18 protein-coding genes and 1 pseudogene are annotated in these 19,755 nt (G+C 73.0%); 10 read left to right on the forward strand and 9 right to left on the reverse strand.

Annotated elements, in window-relative coordinates; all coding sequences use genetic code 11:
- Positions 1-50 precede the first annotated feature (50 nt).
- Both OTB16_RS37755 and OTB16_RS37760 read left to right on the forward strand, forming a co-directional pair.
- On the forward strand, positions 51-788 hold the full coding sequence (locus OTB16_RS37755; protein ID WP_267727241.1) for an enoyl-CoA hydratase family protein: 738 nt from the start codon (positions 51-53) through the stop codon (positions 786-788).
- On the forward strand, positions 776-1,363 hold the full coding sequence (locus OTB16_RS37760; RefSeq protein WP_267727242.1) for a TetR/AcrR family transcriptional regulator: 588 nt from the start codon (positions 776-778) through the stop codon (positions 1,361-1,363). The genes OTB16_RS37755 and OTB16_RS37760 overlap by 13 nt, the downstream gene beginning before the upstream one ends.
- Positions 1,364-1,498: 135 nt before the next feature.
- On the opposite strand, the gene OTB16_RS37765 is transcribed toward OTB16_RS37760, so the two are convergent.
- A complete protein-coding gene (locus tag OTB16_RS37765; protein WP_267727244.1) occupies positions 1,499-2,605 on the reverse strand; it encodes a citrate synthase 2 in 1,107 nt (368 codons plus the stop codon).
- Positions 2,606-2,804: 199 nt separating this feature from the next.
- On the opposite strand from OTB16_RS37765, the gene pdxH reads away from it, so the two are divergent.
- Positions 2,805-3,476: a pyridoxamine 5'-phosphate oxidase gene (gene pdxH / locus OTB16_RS37770; RefSeq protein ID WP_267727246.1), complete on the forward strand. Its 672-nt coding sequence runs from the start codon at positions 2,805-2,807 to the stop codon at positions 3,474-3,476.
- Between the two features lie 499 nt (positions 3,477-3,975).
- A complete protein-coding gene (locus tag OTB16_RS37775) occupies positions 3,976-5,322 on the forward strand; it encodes a PAS domain-containing protein (RefSeq protein WP_267727248.1) in 1,347 nt (448 codons plus the stop codon).
- A 464-nt stretch (positions 5,323-5,786) separates the two neighbouring features.
- On the opposite strand, the gene OTB16_RS37780 is transcribed toward OTB16_RS37775, so the two are convergent.
- Positions 5,787-6,353 (reverse strand): helix-turn-helix domain-containing protein, encoded by a 567-nt coding sequence (locus OTB16_RS37780; protein WP_267727250.1) that lies wholly within the window; start codon positions 6,351-6,353, stop codon positions 5,787-5,789.
- Between the two features lie 103 nt (positions 6,354-6,456).
- Between OTB16_RS37780 and OTB16_RS37785 the strand changes: the two genes are divergently transcribed.
- Complete coding sequence (locus OTB16_RS37785; RefSeq protein ID WP_267727252.1) at positions 6,457-7,857, forward strand: MFS transporter; 1,401 nt, start codon at positions 6,457-6,459, stop codon at positions 7,855-7,857.
- 123 nt (positions 7,858-7,980) lie between these two features.
- On the opposite strand, the gene OTB16_RS37790 is transcribed toward OTB16_RS37785, so the two are convergent.
- Both OTB16_RS37790 and OTB16_RS37795 read right to left on the reverse strand, forming a co-directional pair.
- Positions 7,981-9,327, reverse strand: coding sequence for a serine hydrolase domain-containing protein (locus OTB16_RS37790; protein WP_267727254.1), 1,347 nt, complete (start codon positions 9,325-9,327; stop codon positions 7,981-7,983).
- 107 nt (positions 9,328-9,434) lie between these two features.
- On the reverse strand, positions 9,435-10,190 hold the full coding sequence (locus OTB16_RS37795) for an SIS domain-containing protein (protein ID WP_267727256.1): 756 nt from the start codon (positions 10,188-10,190) through the stop codon (positions 9,435-9,437).
- Between the two features lie 392 nt (positions 10,191-10,582).
- On the opposite strand from OTB16_RS37795, the gene OTB16_RS37800 reads away from it, so the two are divergent.
- Together OTB16_RS37800 and OTB16_RS37805 are read left to right on the forward strand one after the other, a co-directional pair.
- On the forward strand, positions 10,583-11,275 hold the full coding sequence (locus tag OTB16_RS37800; protein WP_267727258.1) for an iron-dependent transcriptional repressor DtxR: 693 nt from the start codon (positions 10,583-10,585) through the stop codon (positions 11,273-11,275).
- Positions 11,276-11,622: 347 nt separating this feature from the next.
- The gene (locus OTB16_RS37805) at positions 11,623-12,621 is read left to right on the forward strand and encodes an alpha/beta fold hydrolase (RefSeq protein WP_420717880.1); all 999 of its coding nucleotides are present in this window, start codon (positions 11,623-11,625) and stop codon (positions 12,619-12,621) included.
- Here the strand turns inward: OTB16_RS37805 and OTB16_RS37810 are convergent.
- Both OTB16_RS37810 and OTB16_RS37815 read right to left on the reverse strand, forming a co-directional pair.
- The gene (locus tag OTB16_RS37810; protein ID WP_267727261.1) at positions 12,612-12,833 is read right to left on the reverse strand and encodes a DUF397 domain-containing protein; all 222 of its coding nucleotides are present in this window, start codon (positions 12,831-12,833) and stop codon (positions 12,612-12,614) included. The genes OTB16_RS37805 and OTB16_RS37810 overlap by 10 nt on opposite strands.
- A 13-nt stretch (positions 12,834-12,846) precedes the next feature.
- On the reverse strand, positions 12,847-13,692 hold the full coding sequence (locus OTB16_RS37815) for a helix-turn-helix domain-containing protein (protein ID WP_420717881.1): 846 nt from the start codon (positions 13,690-13,692) through the stop codon (positions 12,847-12,849).
- A gap of 214 nt (positions 13,693-13,906) precedes the next feature.
- Between OTB16_RS37815 and OTB16_RS37820 the strand changes: the two genes are divergently transcribed.
- Entirely contained in the window at positions 13,907-14,329 is a 423-nt protein-coding gene (locus OTB16_RS37820; RefSeq protein ID WP_267727263.1) for an ATP-binding protein, read from the forward strand.
- Between the two features lie 117 nt (positions 14,330-14,446).
- Positions 14,447-14,569 (forward strand): annotated as a pseudogene (locus OTB16_RS37825) (sigma factor); the annotation flags it as partial.
- A gap of 123 nt (positions 14,570-14,692) precedes the next feature.
- Here OTB16_RS37825 and OTB16_RS37830 read toward each other — a convergent pair.
- The 3 genes from OTB16_RS37830 to OTB16_RS37840 all read right to left on the reverse strand — a co-directional run bounded on the left by OTB16_RS37830 (position 14,693) and on the right by OTB16_RS37840 (position 17,966).
- Complete coding sequence (locus OTB16_RS37830) at positions 14,693-16,336, reverse strand: transporter (protein ID WP_267727265.1); 1,644 nt, start codon at positions 16,334-16,336, stop codon at positions 14,693-14,695.
- Entirely contained in the window at positions 16,333-17,175 is an 843-nt protein-coding gene (locus tag OTB16_RS37835) for an ABC transporter ATP-binding protein (RefSeq protein WP_267727266.1), read from the reverse strand. Before OTB16_RS37835 ends, OTB16_RS37830 begins: the two co-directional genes overlap by 4 nt.
- A 110-nt stretch (positions 17,176-17,285) precedes the next feature.
- Entirely contained in the window at positions 17,286-17,966 is a 681-nt protein-coding gene (locus OTB16_RS37840; RefSeq protein ID WP_267727278.1) for a bifunctional DNA primase/polymerase, read from the reverse strand.
- Positions 17,967-18,186: 220 nt separating this feature from the next.
- On the opposite strand from OTB16_RS37840, the gene OTB16_RS37845 reads away from it, so the two are divergent.
- The gene (locus tag OTB16_RS37845; RefSeq protein WP_267727268.1) at positions 18,187-19,569 is read left to right on the forward strand and encodes an NsdA family TPR-like regulatory protein; all 1,383 of its coding nucleotides are present in this window, start codon (positions 18,187-18,189) and stop codon (positions 19,567-19,569) included.
- Positions 19,570-19,755 lie beyond the last annotated feature (186 nt).

Raw genomic sequence — 19,755 nt, forward strand, 5'->3', positions numbered from 1 at the left:
CTCCCCCCAGGGGACACCCGCCCACCCCACCGACCCCCTCCGGAGGAGACATGGCCCCACTCGTGCACGCCGCCCGGGCGACCGGAGTCACCACGCTCACCCTCGACTCCCCGGCCAACCGCAACGCCCTCTCCGCCGGCCTCGTCGGGGAGCTCAGCGAGGCCCTGGCCGCCGCCGCCGCGGACCCGGTGGCCCGGGCCGTCGTCCTCACCCACACCGGCACCACCTTCTGCGCGGGCGCGGACCTCAAGTCCCCCTGCGACCCGGCCGACTTCCTCGCCCTGCTCCGGGAGATCGCCGGGCTGCCCAAGCCCGTCCTCGCCCGCGTGACGGGCCACGTCCGGGCCGGGGGCCTCGGCCTGCTCGGCGCCTGCGACATCGCCGCCGCCGGGCCGCTGTCCTCGTACGCCTTCACCGAGACCCACCTGGGCCTCGCCCCCGCCGTGATCTCCATGCCGCTGCTCCCGCGCCTCGACCCGCGCGCGGCCGCCCGCTACTTCCTCACCGCCGAGCGGTTCGACGCCGCCGAAGCCGTCCGCATCGGCCTGCTCACCCTCCACGCCGACGACGTCGACGAGGCCCTCGCCCCGGTCCTCGCCGGCCTGCGCAAGGCCTCCCCGCAGGGCCTCGCGGCCACCAAGGCGCTCACCACCGCCGCCGTACGGGAGTCCCTGGACCGCGACGGCGCCCGCCTGACGGAGCTCTCCGCCGGGCTCTTCGCCTCCGCCGAGGCCCGCGAGGGCATCACCGCCCGCTTCGAGCGCCGGGACCCGTCGTGGGCACTGTGACCGGCCCCAAGCAGGCGCGCAGCCGCGTCACCCGCCGCCACCTCCTGGAGGCGGCCGTCTCCTGCCTCGCCGAACAGGGCTGGGCGGGATCCACGGTCTCCGTCGTGGCCGAGCGGGCCGGGGTCTCGCGCGGCGCGGCCCAGTACCACTTCCCCACCCGCGAGGACCTGTTCACCGCAGCCGTCGAGTACGTCGCCGAGGAACGCTCCACCGCCCTGCGCGACCTGTTCCACGCGGGCCCGGCCGCCCGCCCGGAGGTCGTGGCGGCCCTGGTGGACATGTACACCGGGATCCTCTTCCGGGCGGCCCTCCAGCTGTGGGTCGCCGCCTCCAACGAGGAGCAGCTGCGCCCCCGGGTCTCCGAACTGGAGGCCCGCGTCGGCCGCGAGACCCACCGCATCGCCGTCGAGCTGCTGGGCGCGGACGAGTCCGTGCCGGGCGTACGGGAGACCGTGCAGGGCCTCCTCGACATGGCGCGCGGCCTGGGCCTGGCCAACGTCCTGACCGACGACACGGCCCGCCGCGCCCGCGTGGTCGCCCAGTGGTCCCGGATCGTGGAGACCGTCCTGGCCTGATCCTCCCGGGCCTGTCCCCCCGGCACGGCCCGGCACGGCACGGCACGGCCCGGCACGCGCGAGGGCGCCGCACCCCCTCGGGGGTACGGCGCCCGGAACGCGCGGAACGGTGAGCGGAACAGGGAAAGGAACGGGTCAGGCGGTCGTGGAGATGTCCGCGTACCCCTCGATCTCGCGCGGGTCCCGCCCGCCCGGACCGATGTAGCGGGCCGACGGGCGCACCAGGCGGCCCGTGCGCTTCTGCTCCAGGATGTGCGCCGACCAGCCGGCCGTACGGGCACAGGTGAACATCGAGGTGAACATGTGCGCCGGCACCTCCGCGAAGTCCAGCATGATCGCGGCCCAGAACTCCACGTTCGTGGCGAGCACCCGGTCGGGCCGGCGGGCGTGCAGCTCCTCCAGCGCGGCCTTCTCCAGGGCGGCGGCCACCTCGTAGCGCGGGGCGTCCAGCTCCTTGGCGGTGCGGCGCAGGACGCGGGCGCGCGGGTCCTCGGCGCGGTAGACGCGGTGCCCGAAGCCCATCAGCCGCTCGCCCTTGTCGAGAGCCTTCTTCACGTACGCCACGGCGTCGCCGGTGCGCTCGATCTCCTCGATCATGCCGAGCACGCGGGACGGCGCCCCGCCGTGCAGCGGCCCGGACATCGCGCCGACGGCGCCGGACAGGGCCGCGGCCACGTCCGCGCCGGTGGAGGCGATGACGCGCGCGGTGAACGTGGAGGCGTTCATGCCGTGCTCGGCGGCCGAGGTCCAGTACGCGTCGACGGCCTTGACGTGGCGCGGGTCCGGCTCGCCCCGCCAGCGGATCATGAACCGCTCGACGACGGACTCGGCCTTGTCGATCTCCTGCTGCGGCACCATCGGCAGGCCCTGGCCGCGGGCGGACTGGGCGACGTACGAGAGCGCCATGACGGCCGCCCGCGCGAGGTCGTCGCGGGCGGTCCGCTCGTCGATGTCGAGGAGCGGTTTCAGACCCCAGACGGGCGCGAGCATGGCGAGCGCGGACTGCACGTCGACGCGGATGTCACCGGAGTGGACCGGGATGGGGAAGGGTTCGGCGGCCGGCAGGCCGGGGTTGAAGGCACCGTCGACCAGCAGGCCCCACACGTTCCCGAAGGAGACGTGCCCGACGAGGTCCTCGATGTCGACCCCCCGGTAGCGGAGCGAACCGCCTTCCTTGTCCGGTTCGGCGATCTCGGTCTCGAACGCGACGACCCCTTCGAGCCCGGGTACGAAGTCGGACATCAGGCGGCTCCTCAGATAGTGCGGATACGCGCGGCTCCCGCCGCATCCGCGGTCCGGCGCGGTCATCCCCGTTGATGCCCGGCGAGTCCGATGGTCACCCGTGCGGGGGTCATCGGACCGGCCCCAAGATTTTGTCCGTTCCCGGTGGACTGCGGAAGCGTGACATACGGCACACCCCCAGCGCTCCGACTGCGGCAGGATGGCCCGCGTGACCGATCAGGACCTTGACCCCGCCGTCATGCGCAAGCAGTACCGCTCCGAGATCGTCGAGGAGCGGAGCCTCGCAGGTGACCCCATGGCGCAGTTCGCCCGATGGTTCCAGCAGGCCGCCGACGCGCACCTCTTCGAACCCAACGCCATGGTCGTCTCGACGTCGACCTCCGACGGCCGCCCCAGCTCGCGCACGGTGCTGCTGAAGCAGTTCGACGAGCGGGGGTTCGTCTTCTTCACCAACTACGGGTCCCGCAAGGGCCGCGAACTGGCGGAGAACCCGCACGTCGCGCTGCTCTTCCCCTGGCACCCCATCGCCCGCCAGGTCGTCGTCACCGGCACGGCGGCCCGGATCGGCCGCGACGAGACGGCGGCGTACTTCCGCTCCCGCCCGCACGGCTCCCAGCTGGGCGCCTGGGCGAGCGAGCAGTCCAGCGTGATCGCCTCGCGCGCGGAACTGGACCACCGCTACGCGGAGCTGGCCGCCCGCTACCCGGAGGGCGAACAGGTCCCGGTCCCGCCCCAGTGGGGCGGCCTGCGGGTCACCCCGGACGCGGTGGAGTTCTGGCAGGGCCACGAGAACCGCCTGCACGACCGCCTGCGCTACGCCCGCGACGCGGCCCCGTCCGGGGCGTGGCACGTCGAGCGCCTGTGCCCGTAACGGCAGCCGCAGCCGCAGCCGCAGCCGCAGCCGCAGCCGCAGCCGAAGCCGCACGGCACTGACCTCAGGCGCTGTCCGGGCGCTCCCGCGGCGTTCCGGGAACGCAGACGACCCGCGGGCTCGGGATTCTCTCCTGCAGTGAGAGAAGCCGGCCGGACGTGCCGGCGAGCCCGCGGGTCGGGTGACTGCTGTGGATTGGCGCCTGGCGATCCCGCCGGGCACCGCACTGGGTGCGTGCGACGACGGGCGCTTAGCCCGCAGTCACCTCACGCGTCCGGTTTCCGTACATTTCGGGAACCACCTCCCTTCTTGTGTGGCACGAGCCTAGAAGCCCTTCCGGCGGGGCACAACCACTTATTTTCCGGAACGCCTCGACGGTCCGCGCGTGGTCCGAAACGGATCATTACGGGGTAATCGGGGGAACGGTGTGTGGGGTGCGTCACGTTCCAGTTGAATGATCTGACGTGCCGCACACGCGAACACCGGCAGGGGGTGCCAGGTGAGTGCTTCCGGGCGTGACGAGACCACCGACGATCTGCTCGCAGCGCTGCTCGACGGGATGGACGCAGCCCTGTGCGCCTTCGACTCGGACGGCGTGGTCACCCACTGGAACCGCGAGGCGGAGCGGATCCTGGGCTGGTCCGCCGCCGAGGCCGTCGGCCGCAAGGGCTTCGCGGGGTGGGCGGCCCGGGCCGCCGACGCGCAGGACGTTCAGGACCGGCTCATGGCCGCCCAGGACGGGCCGGGCCGGCAGGTCCACGAGTTCGCGCTGCTGACCAAGGACGGCGGCCGCGTCCTCGTACGGACCCAGTCCGCCGGCGTACCGGGCGCGGACGGCAGACCCGCCGGGGTGTACTGCGCCTTCAGCGAGGTGCACGCCCAGATCGACCTGGAGCGGTCCATCGCGCTGAGCGAGGCCCTCATGGAGGACGCCTCGTGGGGCGTCGTGCTCGTCGATGTCGACCTGCGTCCCGCCGTGGTCAACGCGCACGCCGCGCGCGCCTTCGCCGCCGGCCGCAGCGCCCTCCTCGGGCGGCCGCTCGGGGAGCTGCTCGCCCAGGGCGTGGAGGAGCTGGAGGGCGCCCTCCAGCACGTCCTCGCCGAAGGCGCGCCGCCCGCCCCGGTCGAGCTGTGGGTGACGGTGCGCACGGCGGAGGGGCTGCGCCGGCGGTGCTGGCGCTGCGGGTTCCTGCGGCTCGCCTCGCCGCTCGCGGAGGAGCCGGTGCCGCTCGGCGTCGGCTGGCTGTTCCAGGACGTCACCGAGGCCCGCCAGGCCCAGCTGGACACCGCCCAGCTGCGGTTCCGGTCCCACCAGCTGCACCGCGCGGGGCGGGCCGCCGCGGAGTGCGAGGATCCGGCCGAGGCGGCCGCCGTCCGCCTGGACTTCGCCCTCGCGGGCTTCGCCGACCACGTACTGCTCGACGTCCTCGACCCCTCCGCCGGACCCGAGCGGCGCCGGCTCCTGCGGTCCGCCGCGTCGCCGCCGGAGCTGCCCGGGCCGGGATCGATCCCCGTGCCGTACGAGTCCGGGCACCCGGCGCTCCAGGCGCTGGACCGCGTCGGCTCGGTACGGGCCTCCGCCCCGCGCGGGGCCGAGGACGCGGCGTGGGCGCGGGCCCGCCGGTGGCCCGAGGACGCGGCGCACGCGCTGTGCGCGGTGCTGCGCAGCCGGGGCCGGACCCTGGGCGCGCTGACGTTCCTGCGCGGGCCCTCGCGGCCGGCCTTCGAACGCCCGGACGCGGCGTACGCGGAGGAGGTCGCGGCCCGCGTCGCCGCCGACCTGGACCTGTCCTCCCCGGGCTTCCCGGACTCCCCGGGCTTCCCGGGCTTCCCGGAGACCGCTTAGTGCTGTGGCCCGGTCGCGGCACTAGCACTGCAACCGCATGTGTGGGTCGTGGCCTCGGCGTTGGTCATGGCAGTGGCGGGCTCGGGCCTGGCTGCGGCGCCTGGAGTGTGACCAGTGCAGACGGTGCTCGTTGCTGTGGCAGCGGGGCGTGACGACGACGTGCCCGATCATCCCCGCCGCTCTTCGAGCTTCGGAAACCGCGTTTTCGCAGGTGGTAGCCGTTCCATAACCGGCCACTCACCTAGCATCCGGTCCTGAGCGACTCATCGGTCCAGATCGCCACGGTGGTCATCTCTGTGGCGGCTCTCGTCTTCTCAACGACGGCCGCGTTCTGGGCTCCCGCGCCTCGAGACCGGCTCGACGGAGTGGAGCGCGCACCAGATCGCCGAGCGACATGAACCTCCACGTCGGACCACACCCGTGCCCGCGACCAGATCAAAGCGGCCGGCTCCACCGACGATCGCCTACGGACCGGTGCGGACGACGGCTTGGTCGCCGTGCGGGCCGAACATGTGCAGGATCTCCACGGCGTCCGTGCCGGCGGCGCCGAACCAGTGAGGTTCTGTGGTGTCGAACTCGGCCACCTCGCCCGGTCGGAGCGTGGCCTCCCGTTCCCCGAGGATGAGGCGGAGTTCACCGGCGAGCACATACAGCCATTCGTAGCCGCGGTGGGTGACGAGCTTCGGCTCGCGGTGTGCGAGTACCTGTTTGAAAACCTGGACTCGGCCGGGGTACTGCGTCAGTGGTACGAGGACACTCCCGCGTCCCCGGCTGAGGGGCTTGAGGTGAACACGCGGGTCGCCGGTGGCTGGGGCCGCCACGAGCTGGTCCAGTGCGACGCGGTGAATCCGCGCGAGCGGGATGAGCAGGTCGAGGGTCGGGCGCCGTCGGCCGGACTCCAGACGCGACAGCGTGCTCACCGAGATACCGGTGCCGTCCGCGAGCACCTCCAGGGTGAGCCCGCGGTCGCGGCGCAGTTCGCGCAACCGCGGCCCGATGCCGTCGAGGATTTCCGAGAGTTCCACATCCATAGGACCCATTTTGCATTTTTCGCAAAGTCTCTGGGCCTCGGCTCCCCGCAGAACTGAGCATGAGCAGGCAGATCATCCCGGCGCAACCGAAGGGCAAACTCCCGTGACCGCCACATCTCTGGCCACCCCACCACCCGCGCTCAGTGCGCGCCGCCGCTGGACGGTACTCGCCGTCTGCGCTCTGAGCATGTTCCTGGTGGGTGTGGACACCACCATCGTCAACGTGGGTCTGCCCGAGATCGGGCGCGGCCTGGGCGTGGGCACCCGCGGTCTCGAATGGATCGTCGACGCCTATACCGTGGTCCTGGCCAGCCTCCTTATCGTGTCCGGCGCGCTCGCGGACCGCTTCGGACGACGCCGGGTCTTCCAGTGCGGACTGGTTCTTTTCGGCATCGCCTCACTGGCCTGCGCCCTGGCTCCGTCACCCGGCCTACTCGTCGCGGCGCGGGCCGTCCAGGGGATCGGGGCCTCGATGCTGAGTCCCGTGGCCCTGGCCATCGTCGTGAACACGATGCCCGACTCGCGGGAGCGGGCCCGGGCGATCGGGATCTGGGCGTCGGTCTTCGGGCTCAGCATGGCGGCAGGGCCGGTCATCGGCGGGGCGCTCATCGCCGCGTTCGGTTGGCGGTCGGTGTTCTGGATCAACGCACCGGTCGTCGTCGTCGCCCTTGTCCTGGTCGCCGTGTTCGTACCGGAGTCCCGAGCGGCGCGCGCCCGGCGGCTCGACCTGCCCGGCCAGGTACTTCTCACCGCGGCGCTGTTCCTCTCCGTCGGCGTCCTCATCGAAGGGCCCCACATCGGCTGGGCCTCACCCACAGCGCTGACGGGTTACGCCCTGATTGCGGTGGCCACCTCCGCGTTCGTCCGGGTCGAACTCCGTCGGCGGGAGCCCTTGATGGACCTGGGGCTTTTCCGGCGGCCACCCTTCGTCACGGCGGTCTTGGGAGCGATGGCGGTGTTCGTCGCACTCAACGTAAGCCTGCTACTCACCACGTTCTACCTCCAGCACGGACGCGGCTGGAGCCCGCTCGCCGCAGGCACGGCCACCCTGCCCATGGCGCTCGGGGCCATCCTGTGCGCGCCCTGGTCCGGCATCCTGGTGGGACGCCTGGGACCGCGGCGTCCGCTCCTCCTTGCCGGTGGGTTCATCACTGTCGGCGGCCTGAGCTTGGTAAACCTCGACCAGGACACGAACGTGCTGCTGCTCCTGCTCGCCTACCTGCTCATCGGCATCGGATTCGGATTCGCCAACGCACCTCTCACCAACACCGCAGTCGGCGGACTGCCTCCGTCCCGGGCCGGCGTAGCCGGAGCGATCACCTCGACCGCTCGCCAGATCGGCTCGGCGGTGGGCGTCGCCGTCGCTGGAGCCCTCGTCACGGACGTCGGCCCCACCGATCTCGCTCATGCGTCCCACACGGGATGGCTGCTCGTGGGGGCTTGCGGACTGTTCCTGTTCGCCGCGGCGCACACGTCCCAGTCGACGACCTCAGCCAAGGCGTAGACCTGGTGAAGACCAGCGCCAGCAAAACACCCACAGGCTGGGCGGCGCGGTGGGCGTTCCCGCCCTCGTTCCCGTCCCGCAGGCTGATCGTGTGGGGACCGAGCGCCAGCCGCGGTTGTCGGGCTAGCGCTGGTTCTGGCCGACCTGGGACGGCGAGGGCAGGCTCCACAGGTGGTCCGGGGTGACGATCTCGGTCACGGCCTTGCCGAGCGTGGTGCTGTACGAGCCGCCCTGGTCCATGTCGGAGTTGACCATGATCACCATCGTGGCCTGCTCCCGGGGGAGGTGGGCGGCGATCGTCTCGTAGCCCGGCAGCTCGCCGTTGTGCCCGAGCCAGCCGTTGACGTCGGCGATGCCGAGGCCGTACGAGATTCCCGGCACGCCCACCGGCTCGGTCCGCAGCCGCTGCGCCTGCGTGGCGGGGGTCAGCAGCCGGCCGCCGACGAGCGCCGGGACCCAGGCGTGCAGGTCGTCGAGGGTGGAGACGGCGGAACCCGCGGCCCACGCCCAGGAGGGGTTCCAGTCGGTCGCGTTGGCGACGGCGCCGTTCGGGGAGAAGCCCGTGTACCCCTCGGCGTGCGGTTCGGGGAAGTCGGTCCCGCTCGGCAGGGAGGTGTCCGTCAGCTTCAGCGGGTCGAAGACGTGGTGGCGGAGGTAGCCGTCCAGGGGCTGTCCGGACATCTCCTCCAGCAGGAGCCCGAGGAGGATCGTATTGGTGTTGCTGTACTCCCACTTGGCCCCGGGCGCGAAGTTCGCGGGGTGCGCGAAGGCGTGGCCGAGCAGCTGGCGCGGAGTGAACTCGCGGTGCGGGTCGGCGCGCAGGGCGGCGAGGAACCTCTCGTCCTCGGTGTAGTTGAAGAGGCCGCTGCGCATGCCGGCGAGCTGGCGCAGGGTGATCTTCCCGCCTCCGGGCACCCCGGCCACGTACTTCGAGATCGGGTCGTCCAGCGCGACGCGCCCCTGGTCGACCAGCTGGAGGACGGCGGTGACGGTGAAGGTCTTCGTCACGCTGCCGATGCGCATGTAGAGGTCGGACTTCATGGGGATGCCGGACCGGGTGTCGGCGGTGCCGAAGGCCTTCACGTACTCGCCGCGGCCGGGCAGCCACACGCCGACGATCGCGCCGGGGATCCTGTCGCGCTTCATGGCCCCGCCGATGGCCGCGTCGAGCCGGCGCACGGTCGCGGGGTCGAGCTCCTGCGGTACGGCCGCCGCCGCGCCGGTTGCCGCGCCGGTCGCGGCCGCGGTGGCGGCGGGTACGGACACCGCCGCCCGCGCGGGGGCGGCCGGGGCGGCGGCGACACCCGTGAGGAGCAGGAGCAGGGCGGCCGCCCCGGCCTGGAGGGCACGCCGGCCCGCGTGCCGCCCGCGGCCGGAGGCGGGCTTCGCCGCGGGGACGGCGGAGGGCTGGGGGGCGGAGGGCGTAAGGGCGGAGGGAGTGGCGGCGGAGGGAGTGGGGGTGGAGGGCATGGGGGTCACCTCTGCTCACCGGAGCCCCGAGTTCCGTTCCCCATCGTAGGAACGCGGGCCGCGCCCGGCGACCGGTCGGCCGCCCGGCCGGTCCCACCGTCGCCCGCTCAGTGGCGGAAGAAGATCCGGTCGCCGTACTCCTGCATCACGCGGCCGTTCCACTCGTGGCCGCCGTCCACGTTGCCCGAGCGCAGCAGCGGGGGCTCGATCCCGCGCGCGGAGAGCTCGCCGGCCGCCGCCGCCATGACCGCCTGCATGATGGCGCTGGTCACGACGGTGGAGGCGGGGGCGAAGGGGGCGTCGATTCCGTCGAGGGTCAGCTCGGCGTCGCCCACGGCGATCTTGCTGTCGAGGACCACGTCGCAGTGGTCCTTCAGGAAGGTCCCGGAGGCGTGGCGGGACCTGGTCTCCGTCGCGTACGCAACCGAGGTCACGCCGATCACCTTGAGGCCGATCGCGCGGGCGTTCATCGCCATCTCGACCGGCAGCGCGTTGCGCCCGGACAGGGAGATGATCACGAGTACGTCGCCGTCGGAGGCGGGGCTGCTGTCGAGGACGGCCGCGGCGAGGCCGTCGACCCGCTCCAGGGCGCTGCCCAGCGTCGCGGGCATGACGTCGATGCCGACGGTGCCGGGTACGGCGAGGAAGTTCATCAGGGCCAGCCCGCCGGCCCGGTAGACCACGTCCTGGGCGGGCAGCGAGGAGTGCCCGGCGCCGAAGGCGAAGAGCCGGTTCCCGCCGGCGACGGCGTCGGCGACGAGGGTGCCGGCCTCGCTGATCCGCGAGGCCTCCTCGTCCCGTACCCGCTCCAGCAGACCGATGGCGGCGTCGAAGAACTGACCGGCCAGCTTGCTCTCGCTCATACGCCGATGGCCCTTCGGAGGTGGTGTGGGAGTGGGGTTGCGTCGGTGTCCGCCGCTCACCGTGCGGTCTGGACCAAGGGCGTGTCAATACGAACGTCAATCCCGGGACGAAAGGCCCCGGGGGGATGTCCCGGGATGTCCGGGGGTGGGGTCCTGGAGATCACCCGGGAGGTCACCGGAGGACTGCCCCGCGCCCACCCCGCGACCGTCCGGGCGGTCACCGGGGGACCGTCCGCGCGTCCACCCCGCGACCGTCCGCGCGCGCACCGGTGCGGGGCCGGGGGCGCCGCGGTGAGGTCGCGCGGGGCCCTTGACCCCCGGCACGGGACGGTTGTCGGCCGGATGCGTCAGAATTGGGGGCAGGGCCAGCGCACGCAATCCGAGGGGCACGAATGTCCGGACTGATCGATACCACGGAGATGTATCTCCGCACCATCCTCGAGCTGGAAGAGGAAGGCGTGGTCCCCATGCGCGCCCGTATCGCCGAGCGGCTCGATCAGAGCGGCCCGACGGTGAGCCAGACGGTGGCGCGGATGGAGCGCGACGGCCTGGTGGCCGTCGCCAGCGACCGGCACCTGGAGCTCACGGAGGAGGGCCGGCGGCTGGCGACGCGCGTGATGCGCAAGCACCGGCTCGCCGAGTGTCTCCTCGTCGACGTCATCGGCCTGGAGTGGGAGCAGGTGCACGCCGAGGCCTGCCGTTGGGAGCACGTGATGAGCGAGGCGGTGGAGCGGCGGGTGCTGGAGCTGCTGCGTCACCCGACCGAGTCGCCGTACGGGAATCCGATCCCGGGGCTGGAGGAGCTGGGCGAGAAGGCCGAGGCCGACCCCTTCCTGGAGGAGGGCATGGTCAGCCTGGCCGAGCTCGACCCGGGCGCCGAGGGCAAGACCGTGGTCGTACGCCGGATCGGCGAGCCGATCCAGACGGACGCCCAGCTGATGTACACGCTGCGCCGGGCGGGCGTGCAGCCCGGTTCGGTGGTGAGCGTGACCGAGTCCCCGGGCGGGGTGTTGGTGGGGAGCGGCGGCGAGGCCGCCGAGCTGGACGAGCAGATCGCCTCGCACGTGTTCGTCGCGAAGCGCTGATCCGGCTCCGGCAGGACACCGGCCGGCTCCGGCGGGGCACCGACTGGTTTCGGCCAAACGGCCCGGCTTCGTGTGAGCGGGTGGTCTTGGGTGGTCCCGGGGCTCCGGGCGGTCCCGGTTCTGCGAGTGGGCGGTCCCGGCGCCTCGCGGCGCCGGGACCGGTCCTCCCCTTGTGTGACCTGGAGCCCCGAGCTCTCAAGGTCATCCCCTCGGACCGTCTTCCCCGATCGGCCCGCCTCCCTGTGGAAAGGATCTCCATCGGCAGCAGCCGCCAATCCTTGAGCAAGGTCACTCGAAAGAGGGGTGTTCTCGACGAGACCCCCGGTTTCGAATACGGGTTCGATAGTCTGGCCGGGAGTGAAGGGGGTGCATCTGCGGTGGTACAGCGCATCGATGTGACAGGGGCCGACGGTGTGCGCCTGGCCGCCTGGGAGTTCCGCCAACCGCACGCGAACTCCGCACGGCCCGCGGGCGGCGGCGGTGGCGGTGGCACCGCCGTGACCGCCGCGACGGCGACTGCCGCCGAGGCCCCCGCGGCGCCCCCCGCCGAACCCGAGCGCCCCGGGGTCCTGTTACTGCACGGGCTGATGGGGCGGGCCTTCCACTGGGCCGGCACCGCCCGCTGGCTCGCCGAGCGCCGCCGCGTGGTGGCCCTGGACCAACGGGGGCACGGCCAGAGCGACCGCCCGCCCGCGGGCCCGGGCCTGCTGACCTCCCTGGGGCGCGAGGCCTTCGTGGCGGACGCCGAGGCGGCCGTCGAGCAGCTCGGCCTCGCTCCCGTGACGCTGATCGGGCATTCCATGGGCGCCCTCACCGCCTGGCAGCTCGCGGCCCGCCGCCCGGACCTGGTCGGAGCCGTGGTCATCTGCGACATGCGCGCCTCGGCCCTCGGCGAGGCCTCCCAGCAGGAGTGGGAGGAGTGGTTCGACCGCTGGCCGCTGCCCTTCCCCACCCAGGACGCGGCCCGCCGCTGGTTCGGCGAGGACGACCCCCGGGTGGAGCGCCCCGACCCCGGCCGGGGCGCCTTCTTCGCCGAGGTCATGCACGAGGCCCAGGACGGCTGGCGGCCGGTGTTCTCGCGGAGCCACATGCTGACGGCCCGCGAGACCTGGGTGCACGACGCCCACTGGGAGGAGCTGGCCCAGGTCCGCTGCCCGACCCTGGTCGTCCGCGGCCTGGACGGCGAGCTGGGCCGTGCCGAGGCGCAGGAGATGGTCCGGGTCCTCCCGGCCGGCCAGTACGCCGAGATCCCCGACGCGGGCCACTACCTCCACTACGACCAGCCGACGGCCTGGCGCGCGGTCCTGGAACCCTTCCTGGACGGCGTCCGGGCCGCTCAGAGCTGACGGCCCTTGACCGCGTCGAGCAACGCCGTCCAGGCGGCGTCCCCCACCCGCACGACGCGGGCCGCCGGGCCGCCGCCGGGCCCGCCGGGGCTGCCGGTGACGAGGACGTACCCGGGGCCGGTACTGCCGGGGGCGGTGCCGGTGGCGGCGGCGACGTAGACGCAGGAGTTGCCCTCCGCGCAGTGGGAGGACCTCTGCCATTCCTCGGTCATGGGGGACTGCCTTTCACTGGGTCCGAACGACGGCGCTGATGAGGTCGCGCGTCCGCGCCGGATTCAGCGCCACCCCTTCCAGCCGTTCGAACAGTGTCCGGTACTTGAGCAGTTGGGACTCCGCGTCCAGGAAGACCAGCCCGTGCGACTGGTCGAGCTGGACGGTGTCCAGGTGCGGCACCGGTCCGTGCGCGTAGTAGACGGACTGTCCCGATCCCGGGAAGGCGCCCGCCGAGAACGGGATGGCCCGGACGGTGATGTGCTCTCGCTCGCCCATGTCCAGCAGGTGCTTCAACTGTGCCTGTGCCACGACCGGTCCGCCGACGGCGATGCGCAGCGCGGCCTCGTGGATGATCACGTCGTATCGGGTCGGAGCGTCCCCGTAGAGGACTCGCTGTCGTTTCAGACGGAAGGAGACGCGGTCCTCGATCGCCGGCGGCGGGAGCGAGGGGACGGCCTGGCGGAAGATCTCCCGGGCGTGCTCGGCGGTCTGGAGCAGTCCGGGGATGTGCACGGTGATCGCGTCGCGCAGCATCCGCGCATGGTGCTCCAGCTCGGCGAGGTCCAGCCAGGCAGCCGGGAGCAGTTCGCGGCACTCCTCCCACCATCCGCCCTTGCGTTCGCCGGTCATGGTGACCAGAGCTTCGACCAGGCCGGTGTCGGCGCAGTCGTAGTGGCGGGCCAGTGTGCGGACCCGCTCGGGGCTGACGCCGAACCGTGCGGCCTCCATGTTGCTGATCTGGTTCGGCTTCACGCCGAGCAGACCCGCGGCCTCGGCGGAGGTGAGTCCGGCGCGCTCGCGCATCCTGCGCAGCTCCGCTGCGAAGCGCAGTTGGCGCGCGGTCGGGCTGCTGCGAATGGGCAAGGCGACTACCTCCGCGGGCATGAGTCACCCACAAGGGTGGGCGTTGCGTGCATTTAGCGCGAAGCGCCTAACTGTTTAGGCGCAGGTCCCTATGTTGGTGGCAGGCCACCGCCTGGAAGTACCCCGCTCGACGGAGCGACCTGGTCACCGGGCACCGCACGGATCCACACGCACACGGTCCAACTCTCCTCCTCGATCGGAGACTTCCATGGGTTCAACCGTAGCTCCGTCCTGGGCCTACACCCTCCAACTCCCGCACGATCCCCGCGCAGCGGGAATCGCCCGCTCCACCGTGCGGGCGGTGCTCCGCAGTCACGGCATGCCGGAGCCGGCCGACACCGCCGAGCTCCTGGCGAGCGAGCTGGTCTCCAACGCCTACCGGCACTCGTACGGGCCCTGCGCCCTGCGGCTGCGGGCGATGGCGGCGGACCGGGTCCGGGTCGGCGTCTGGGACACCAACCCGGCCATTCCGGCCCCGTTCGGCGGCGAGCCCGCCGTGCCCGCGCCGGACGCCGAGGACGGGCGCGGGCTGGTCCTCGTACGGCTGTGCGCGGAGCGGTACGGCTCCTACCGCCTCGACGGCGCGCACGCGGGCAAGCTGCTCTGGGCGGAGTGCGGGCCCGGCCGGTGAACCCGGCGGCAGGGCGGCTGTCCAAGCCTTCCCATCTCCCTTGCATTCGGCCGAAGTTGGAGCGGGCCGTTATCGTCCTTCACCGCACCGACGGACACGGACAGGGGGATGTGACGGGTGAGCGGGAAAGATCTTCTGGCACTGCGGTTCGAGGAACACCGGCCGCACCTGAGGGCGGTCGCCTACCGGATGCCGGGCTCGCTCGGCGAGGCGGAGGACGCCGTACAGGAGGCCTGGCTCCCGCACGACCTGTACAGCCGGTACGGCCAGTACCTCCCGCACCACCCGCGCCGCGCACGACGCGGGGGTGCGGCGGGCAGACCGCCCGCCGCACCCCCGCCCGCCCTCGTTCCGTACGGGCGGTCAGCCCTTGCTCACCGCCAGCAGGATCTCCGGCAGCCTCCGCGCCACCGTCGGCGCCGCCAGCCGCAGGCCCGCCCAGGTCGCGAGGACGCCCCAGGCCACTCCCAGGGGGAGCACGATCCAGGAGAGGCCCTGGTGGTCCGCCACGTTCAGGTAGATCATCAAGCCGATCACCGGGGCGCAGATCAGCGCCGACACCGCCAGGCCGCCGAAGATGCCCATCCAGGCGAGCCCGACCTGCCCTGGGACGACGTTCTTGAACGCGCCCTCCGTCGGGATCGAGTACGGGAAGCGGGCCGAGGCCAGTGCCCCCGTGCACATCATCGCGCCCACCAGGGCCGTCGCCAGGCCCAGGGCCGCGGGGAAGCCGTCCCAGTCACCGAGCAGCGCGGCGGTGACCGCGGTGACCAGGACCGTGTACGGGACCGCGACGAGCCCCAGGGCGAAGGCCCGGGCCCGCAGTTCGAGGTACGCGTCCCGCGGGGTCGAGATGGTCTGCGCGACCATCCAGAACGCGGAGGTGTCCTGCCCGAACTGGTTGTACATCTGCACGCCGAGCATCCCCGCGCCGAAACAGGCGAGGTAGAGGGAGCCGCTGCCCTGGAGGGCGTTGAAGACCGGGATGATCAGGCCAATCGCGAGTGCGCTCACAAAGGCCGACTTCGTCTTCGGGTCGCGCACCGAGTACCGCAGTGTGCGCTGCACGACCGCGCCCGTGCGGCCCTCCGGCAGCAGCGACCAGACACCGCCCGCGCCGCGCTCCTTGACGGGGCCCGAGGCGGCGATCGTCGACCCGTCCGGGCTGACCATCAGCCGGGTCAGGGTCCGCTCCCAGAACCACAGCAGCAGGACCAGCGCGCCCAGGGTCAGGGCCAGCTGGGCCGCCGCCACCCCGTACGAGCCGTCGCTCACCGAGTCGACCATGCCGACGGCGGTCGCCGGCGGCAGCCACCGCACCACGGCCTCGGCCGGCTCCAGCTGGGACAGGCCGCCCGACTCGAACAGGCGCTGGCTGGCGAAGTTCGCCACCTGCGCGCCCACCGCGATCAGCAGGCCGCTGAGCAGCGCCAGGTCACGCCCCTTGCGGCTGGTCAGCAGCCGTACGTTGGCCGTGGCCACGGCCCGGGCCAGCGCCACGCAGCCGAGCACCAGCAGCGGGGCGCCCACGACCGCGGCCGCCACACCGGCCGCGCCCCGCGCGACGGCGACGACCGAACCGACCGCCAGGCACAGCGTGAACAGCGGGCCGATGCCGACGAGCGAGGACGCGAGCAGCGCCCGTACGAGCGGGCTCGGGCGCAGCGGCAGCATCACCAGCCGGCTCGGGTCCAGCGTCTCGTCCCCGGTGGGGAAGAACAGCGGCATGAAGGTCCAGCTCAGCGCGAGGATCGCGGCGAGCAGGACGACGACGGTGCCCGCGTGGGCGTGCCCGTTCAGCAGGGACAGGCCGAGGGTGGTGAAGAAGGCGACGACCAGCGCGAAGACCAGGGTGGTGATCCAGACGGCCTTGCGCTTCGACGACCCCTTCAGGCCGTTGCGCAGCAGCGACAGCTTCAGCCGGACGAAGACCGGAGTCAGGGAGACGGGAGCGGTGGCAGCGGGCGCGGTCACGGCTGCCGTCGTGGCGGCGGCGGCCGCGGTCATCGGGTACCCGCCCCGGAGCCGCCGCCGAGCCAGTCCAGGGAGTCGCCGGCCGCGTCGCGCCCGTGCGCGCCGACCAGTTCGAGGAAGGCGGCCTGGAGGGAGGGCGCGTCGCCCCGTACGTCGGCCAGCGGGCCCGCGGCCCGGATCTGTCCGGCGGCCATGACGGCCACCCAGTCGCACAGCGACTCGACGAGCTCCATCACGTGGGAGGAGAAGACGACCGTGGCGCCGGATGCGGTGTAGCGCTCCAGGACCCCGCGGATCGTCTGCGCCGACACGGGGTCGACGCCCTCGAACGGCTCGTCCAGGAAGAGGACTTCGGGGTTGTGCAGCAGTGCGGCGGCCAGGCCGATCTTCTTGCGCATGCCCGTCGAGTAGTCCACGACCAGCTTGTGCTGCGCGCCCGCGAGGTCGAGGACGTCCAGCAGCTGCGTGGCCCGCTTGTCGGTCTCGGCGCCGGGCAGCCCGCGCAGCCGGCCCGTGTAGCCGAGCAGTTCCCGCCCGGAGAGCCGCTCGAAGAGCCGCAGCCCCTCGGGCAGGACGCCGATCCGGGACTTGACCTCGGCCGGATCCGCCCACACGTCGTGTCCGGCGACGACGACCCGCCCCATGTCCGGGCGGAGCAGGCCGGTCACCATCGACAGCGTCGTCGTCTTGCCGGCGCCGTTGGGGCCGACCAGTCCGATGAACTGGCCCGCGGGCAGCTCCAAGTCGATCCCCGCGACGGCCACCTGCTCGCCGAAGCGCTTCCAGAGGCCTTCCACCCGCACGGCGGACGGCGCGGATCGCGCACCGTCCGTCACGTACGTTCCACCCGTCGCATCAGCCTGGTCCGGCATGCGCCCGCCTCTCGTTCCGTCCCCGTTGGTCGTTCTTTCCTCACCATAGGAGGACGGGAAGGGGCCGAGCAGTTACTTATGTCATGAACTTGCGGGTACGCACGCTGCCGTCACGCCCCCTTGCGGGCCCGGGCCGCGGCGGCCTCGCGCCCGCACGCGTACGCGAGCGCGTCGATCAGCTCCTCCGTGTCCGGCAGCCACCGGTTCGCCGGGGTGGGGCGCCGCGCCCACTGGGCCGAGCCGCGGCCGCCGAAGCGGGTGGGCGGGGCCGCCACGTACTCGCCCTCGCCGCGCGCGGACAGGTCGATCGAGGCCGGTGACCAGCCCAGTTTCCGTACGAGGTCCGGCACCTTGGCGCCCGCGCCCGGCAGGACGAAGAACAGCATCCGGTGGTCGGGGGTGAGGGCGACGGGCCCGATGGTGCGCTGCATCCGCTCCAGGCGCGCCAGCGCCAGGAAGCCGGCCGCGTCCGGGACGTCCAGCGCGTCGAACGTACGGCCCGTCGGCATGAGGATCGAGGCCTCCGGGTGCCTCGCCCAGACCCGCCGGACCTGTACCGCGCTGCCGGTGGCCTGCGCCGCCCATTCCTTCACCGCCGGGTGCGCGCCGGGCGCCGGGCAGTCCGCCGTACCGCAGGAGCAGACCTCCCGCCCGTCTCCGGACTCCAGCCAGGTGCCGGCGAAGACGTCCCAGTGCCGTTCCTCTGCGTACCGGACGGCATGGTCCAGCAACTGTTCGCCGCGCTGCTTGGGGATGGGGGCGGTCTCCGTGACTCCGATGGTCTCTTCCACGCCCATCACAACTCCGCGGGTCACCCGGGGTTACGGGCGTAAACCGGCCGGTGGGCGGGGCATCGATCCTGCACGCGGGGCGCATTGGGGCACGGGCGGGGGCGCGTAGGAGGCCGGGGCGCGGGAGTTGGGTAGCGACACCACGCAGAGCGGAAGATTCCCCGCACTTCAGGCGGGAAGTGATCATTGCAACGATCACCCGCGGCCACAGGGGGTTTTCATGGCAGCCAGGCCTCTCGTCGCCCGCCAGCCGAACGAACGGCTGCAGGCGCTCATCCAGGAAGCCGGGTGTTCCAACGCCGGGCTCGCCCGGCGCGTCAACATGTGCGGCGCGGAGCACGGCCTCGACCTCCGCTACGACAAGACCTCCGTGGCCCGCTGGCTGCGCGGCCAGCAGCCGCGCGGACGGGCCCCGGGCATCATCGCCGAGGCGATCGGGCGCAAGCTCGGCCGGACCGTCACCATCGACGAGATCGGCATGGCCAACGGCAAGAACCTCGCCTCGGGGATCGGCCTGCAGTTCTCCCCGACGGTCGTCGGCGCGATCGAGCAGGTCTGCGAGCTGTGGCGCAGCGACGTGGGCCGCCGCGACTTCCTGGCGGGGTCGAGCGTCGCCGCCTCCGCGCTGGTCGAGCCGAGCCGCGACTGGCTGATCACCGGCGCCGACACGCAGGTCGCCCGAAGCGGCGGGTCGCGGGTCGGCATGTCCGATGTGGATGCGGTACGGGCGACCACCGAGGCGCTCAAGGAGCTCGACCACCGCTTCGGCAGCGGGCACGTCCGGCCGGTGGTCGTGCACTACCTCAACTCCGTGGTGTCCGGGCTGATCGGCGGCGCGTACAAGGAGCCGGTGGGGCGGGCGCTGTTCGCGGCGGTGGCCCGGCTGACCGAGCTGGCGGGCTACATGGCGGTGGACACGGGCCAGCCGGGGCTCGCGCAGCGCTACTACATCCAGGCCCTGCGCCTGGCCCAGGCGGCCGGCGACCGGGCGTACGGCGGGTACGTGCTGGCGGCGTCCATGAGCCACCTGGCCGCCGAGCTGGGCAACCCCCGGGAGATCGCGCAGCTCGCGCGGGCCGCGCAGGAGGGCACGCGGGGGCAGGTCACCCCGCGCGTGGAGGCGATGTTCTACGCGGCCGAGGCGCGCGGGCACGCGCTGCTGGGCGACGTCCGGGCGACCGCGGTGCTGTCGGGGCGGGCGGTGACGGCGCTGGAGCGGGCGGAACCGGAGTCGGGCGACGACCCGGCGTGGATCCGGCACTTCGACCAGGCGTACCTCGCGGACGAACTGGCCCACTGCCACCGGGACCTGGGCCAGGCGGAGGCGGCGGGCCGGCGCGCGGAGGAGGCGCTGCGGGGGCTGCCGGACGGCAAGGCGCGCCGCCGGGCGATCGGCCTGCTGCTGCTGGCGGCGGCGCAGGTCCAGCAACGGGAGGTGGAGGAGGCCTGCCGGACCGCCACGCGGGCGGCGGACCTGCTGGCGGGGCTCCGCTCGACCCGGGGCGAGGAGTACCTGGAGGACTTCCGTTCGCGGCTGGCGCCGTACCGGGAGGAGCCGGCGGTCCGCGAGTTCGGCGTCCGGCTGGAGGCCCGGGTCGCCTGACCGGCGGCGGGGCGGGGCCGCCCCGGGACCGCCCGGAACCGTCCGGAACGGTCCGGAACGGCCAGGAACGGTTCGGAACGGTTCGGAACGGTCCGGAACTCCGGGCGGGATCTCGGACGGGAGCCCGGGCGGCCTGACGGTAGCCCCGGGCGACCGGGTAGCGTGAGCCGACGGTTCCGCAGGTGT

This window comes from Streptomyces antarcticus (assembly GCF_026627255.1).
Classification (GTDB): Bacteria; Actinomycetota; Actinomycetes; order Streptomycetales; family Streptomycetaceae; genus Streptomyces; species Streptomyces antarcticus.

What these genes read in the sequence shown, in the direction of transcription:
- OTB16_RS37755 (WP_267727241.1), top strand. Translation starts at nt 51, where the DNA reads ATGGCCCCACTCGTGCACGCCGCCCGGGCGACCGGAGTCACCACGCTC.
- OTB16_RS37765 (WP_267727244.1), bottom strand. Translation starts at nt 2,605, where the DNA reads ATGTCCGACTTCGTACCCGGGCTCGAAGGGGTCGTCGCGTTCGAGACC.
- pdxH (WP_267727246.1), top strand. Translation starts at nt 2,805, where the DNA reads ATGGCCCGCGTGACCGATCAGGACCTTGACCCCGCCGTCATGCGCAAG.
- OTB16_RS37780 (WP_267727250.1), bottom strand. Translation starts at nt 6,353, where the DNA reads ATGGATGTGGAACTCTCGGAAATCCTCGACGGCATCGGGCCGCGGTTG.
- OTB16_RS37790 (WP_267727254.1), bottom strand. Translation starts at nt 9,327, where the DNA reads ATGCCCTCCACCCCCACTCCCTCCGCCGCCACTCCCTCCGCCCTTACG.
- OTB16_RS37795 (WP_267727256.1), bottom strand. Translation starts at nt 10,190, where the DNA reads ATGAGCGAGAGCAAGCTGGCCGGTCAGTTCTTCGACGCCGCCATCGGT.
- OTB16_RS37800 (WP_267727258.1), top strand. Translation starts at nt 10,583, where the DNA reads ATGTCCGGACTGATCGATACCACGGAGATGTATCTCCGCACCATCCTC.
- OTB16_RS37810 (WP_267727261.1), bottom strand. Translation starts at nt 12,833, where the DNA reads ATGACCGAGGAATGGCAGAGGTCCTCCCACTGCGCGGAGGGCAACTCC.
- OTB16_RS37820 (WP_267727263.1), top strand. Translation starts at nt 13,907, where the DNA reads ATGGGTTCAACCGTAGCTCCGTCCTGGGCCTACACCCTCCAACTCCCG.
- OTB16_RS37830 (WP_267727265.1), bottom strand. Translation starts at nt 16,336, where the DNA reads ATGACCGCGGCCGCCGCCGCCACGACGGCAGCCGTGACCGCGCCCGCT.
- OTB16_RS37835 (WP_267727266.1), bottom strand. Translation starts at nt 17,175, where the DNA reads ATGCCGGACCAGGCTGATGCGACGGGTGGAACGTACGTGACGGACGGT.
- OTB16_RS37845 (WP_267727268.1), top strand. Translation starts at nt 18,187, where the DNA reads ATGGCAGCCAGGCCTCTCGTCGCCCGCCAGCCGAACGAACGGCTGCAG.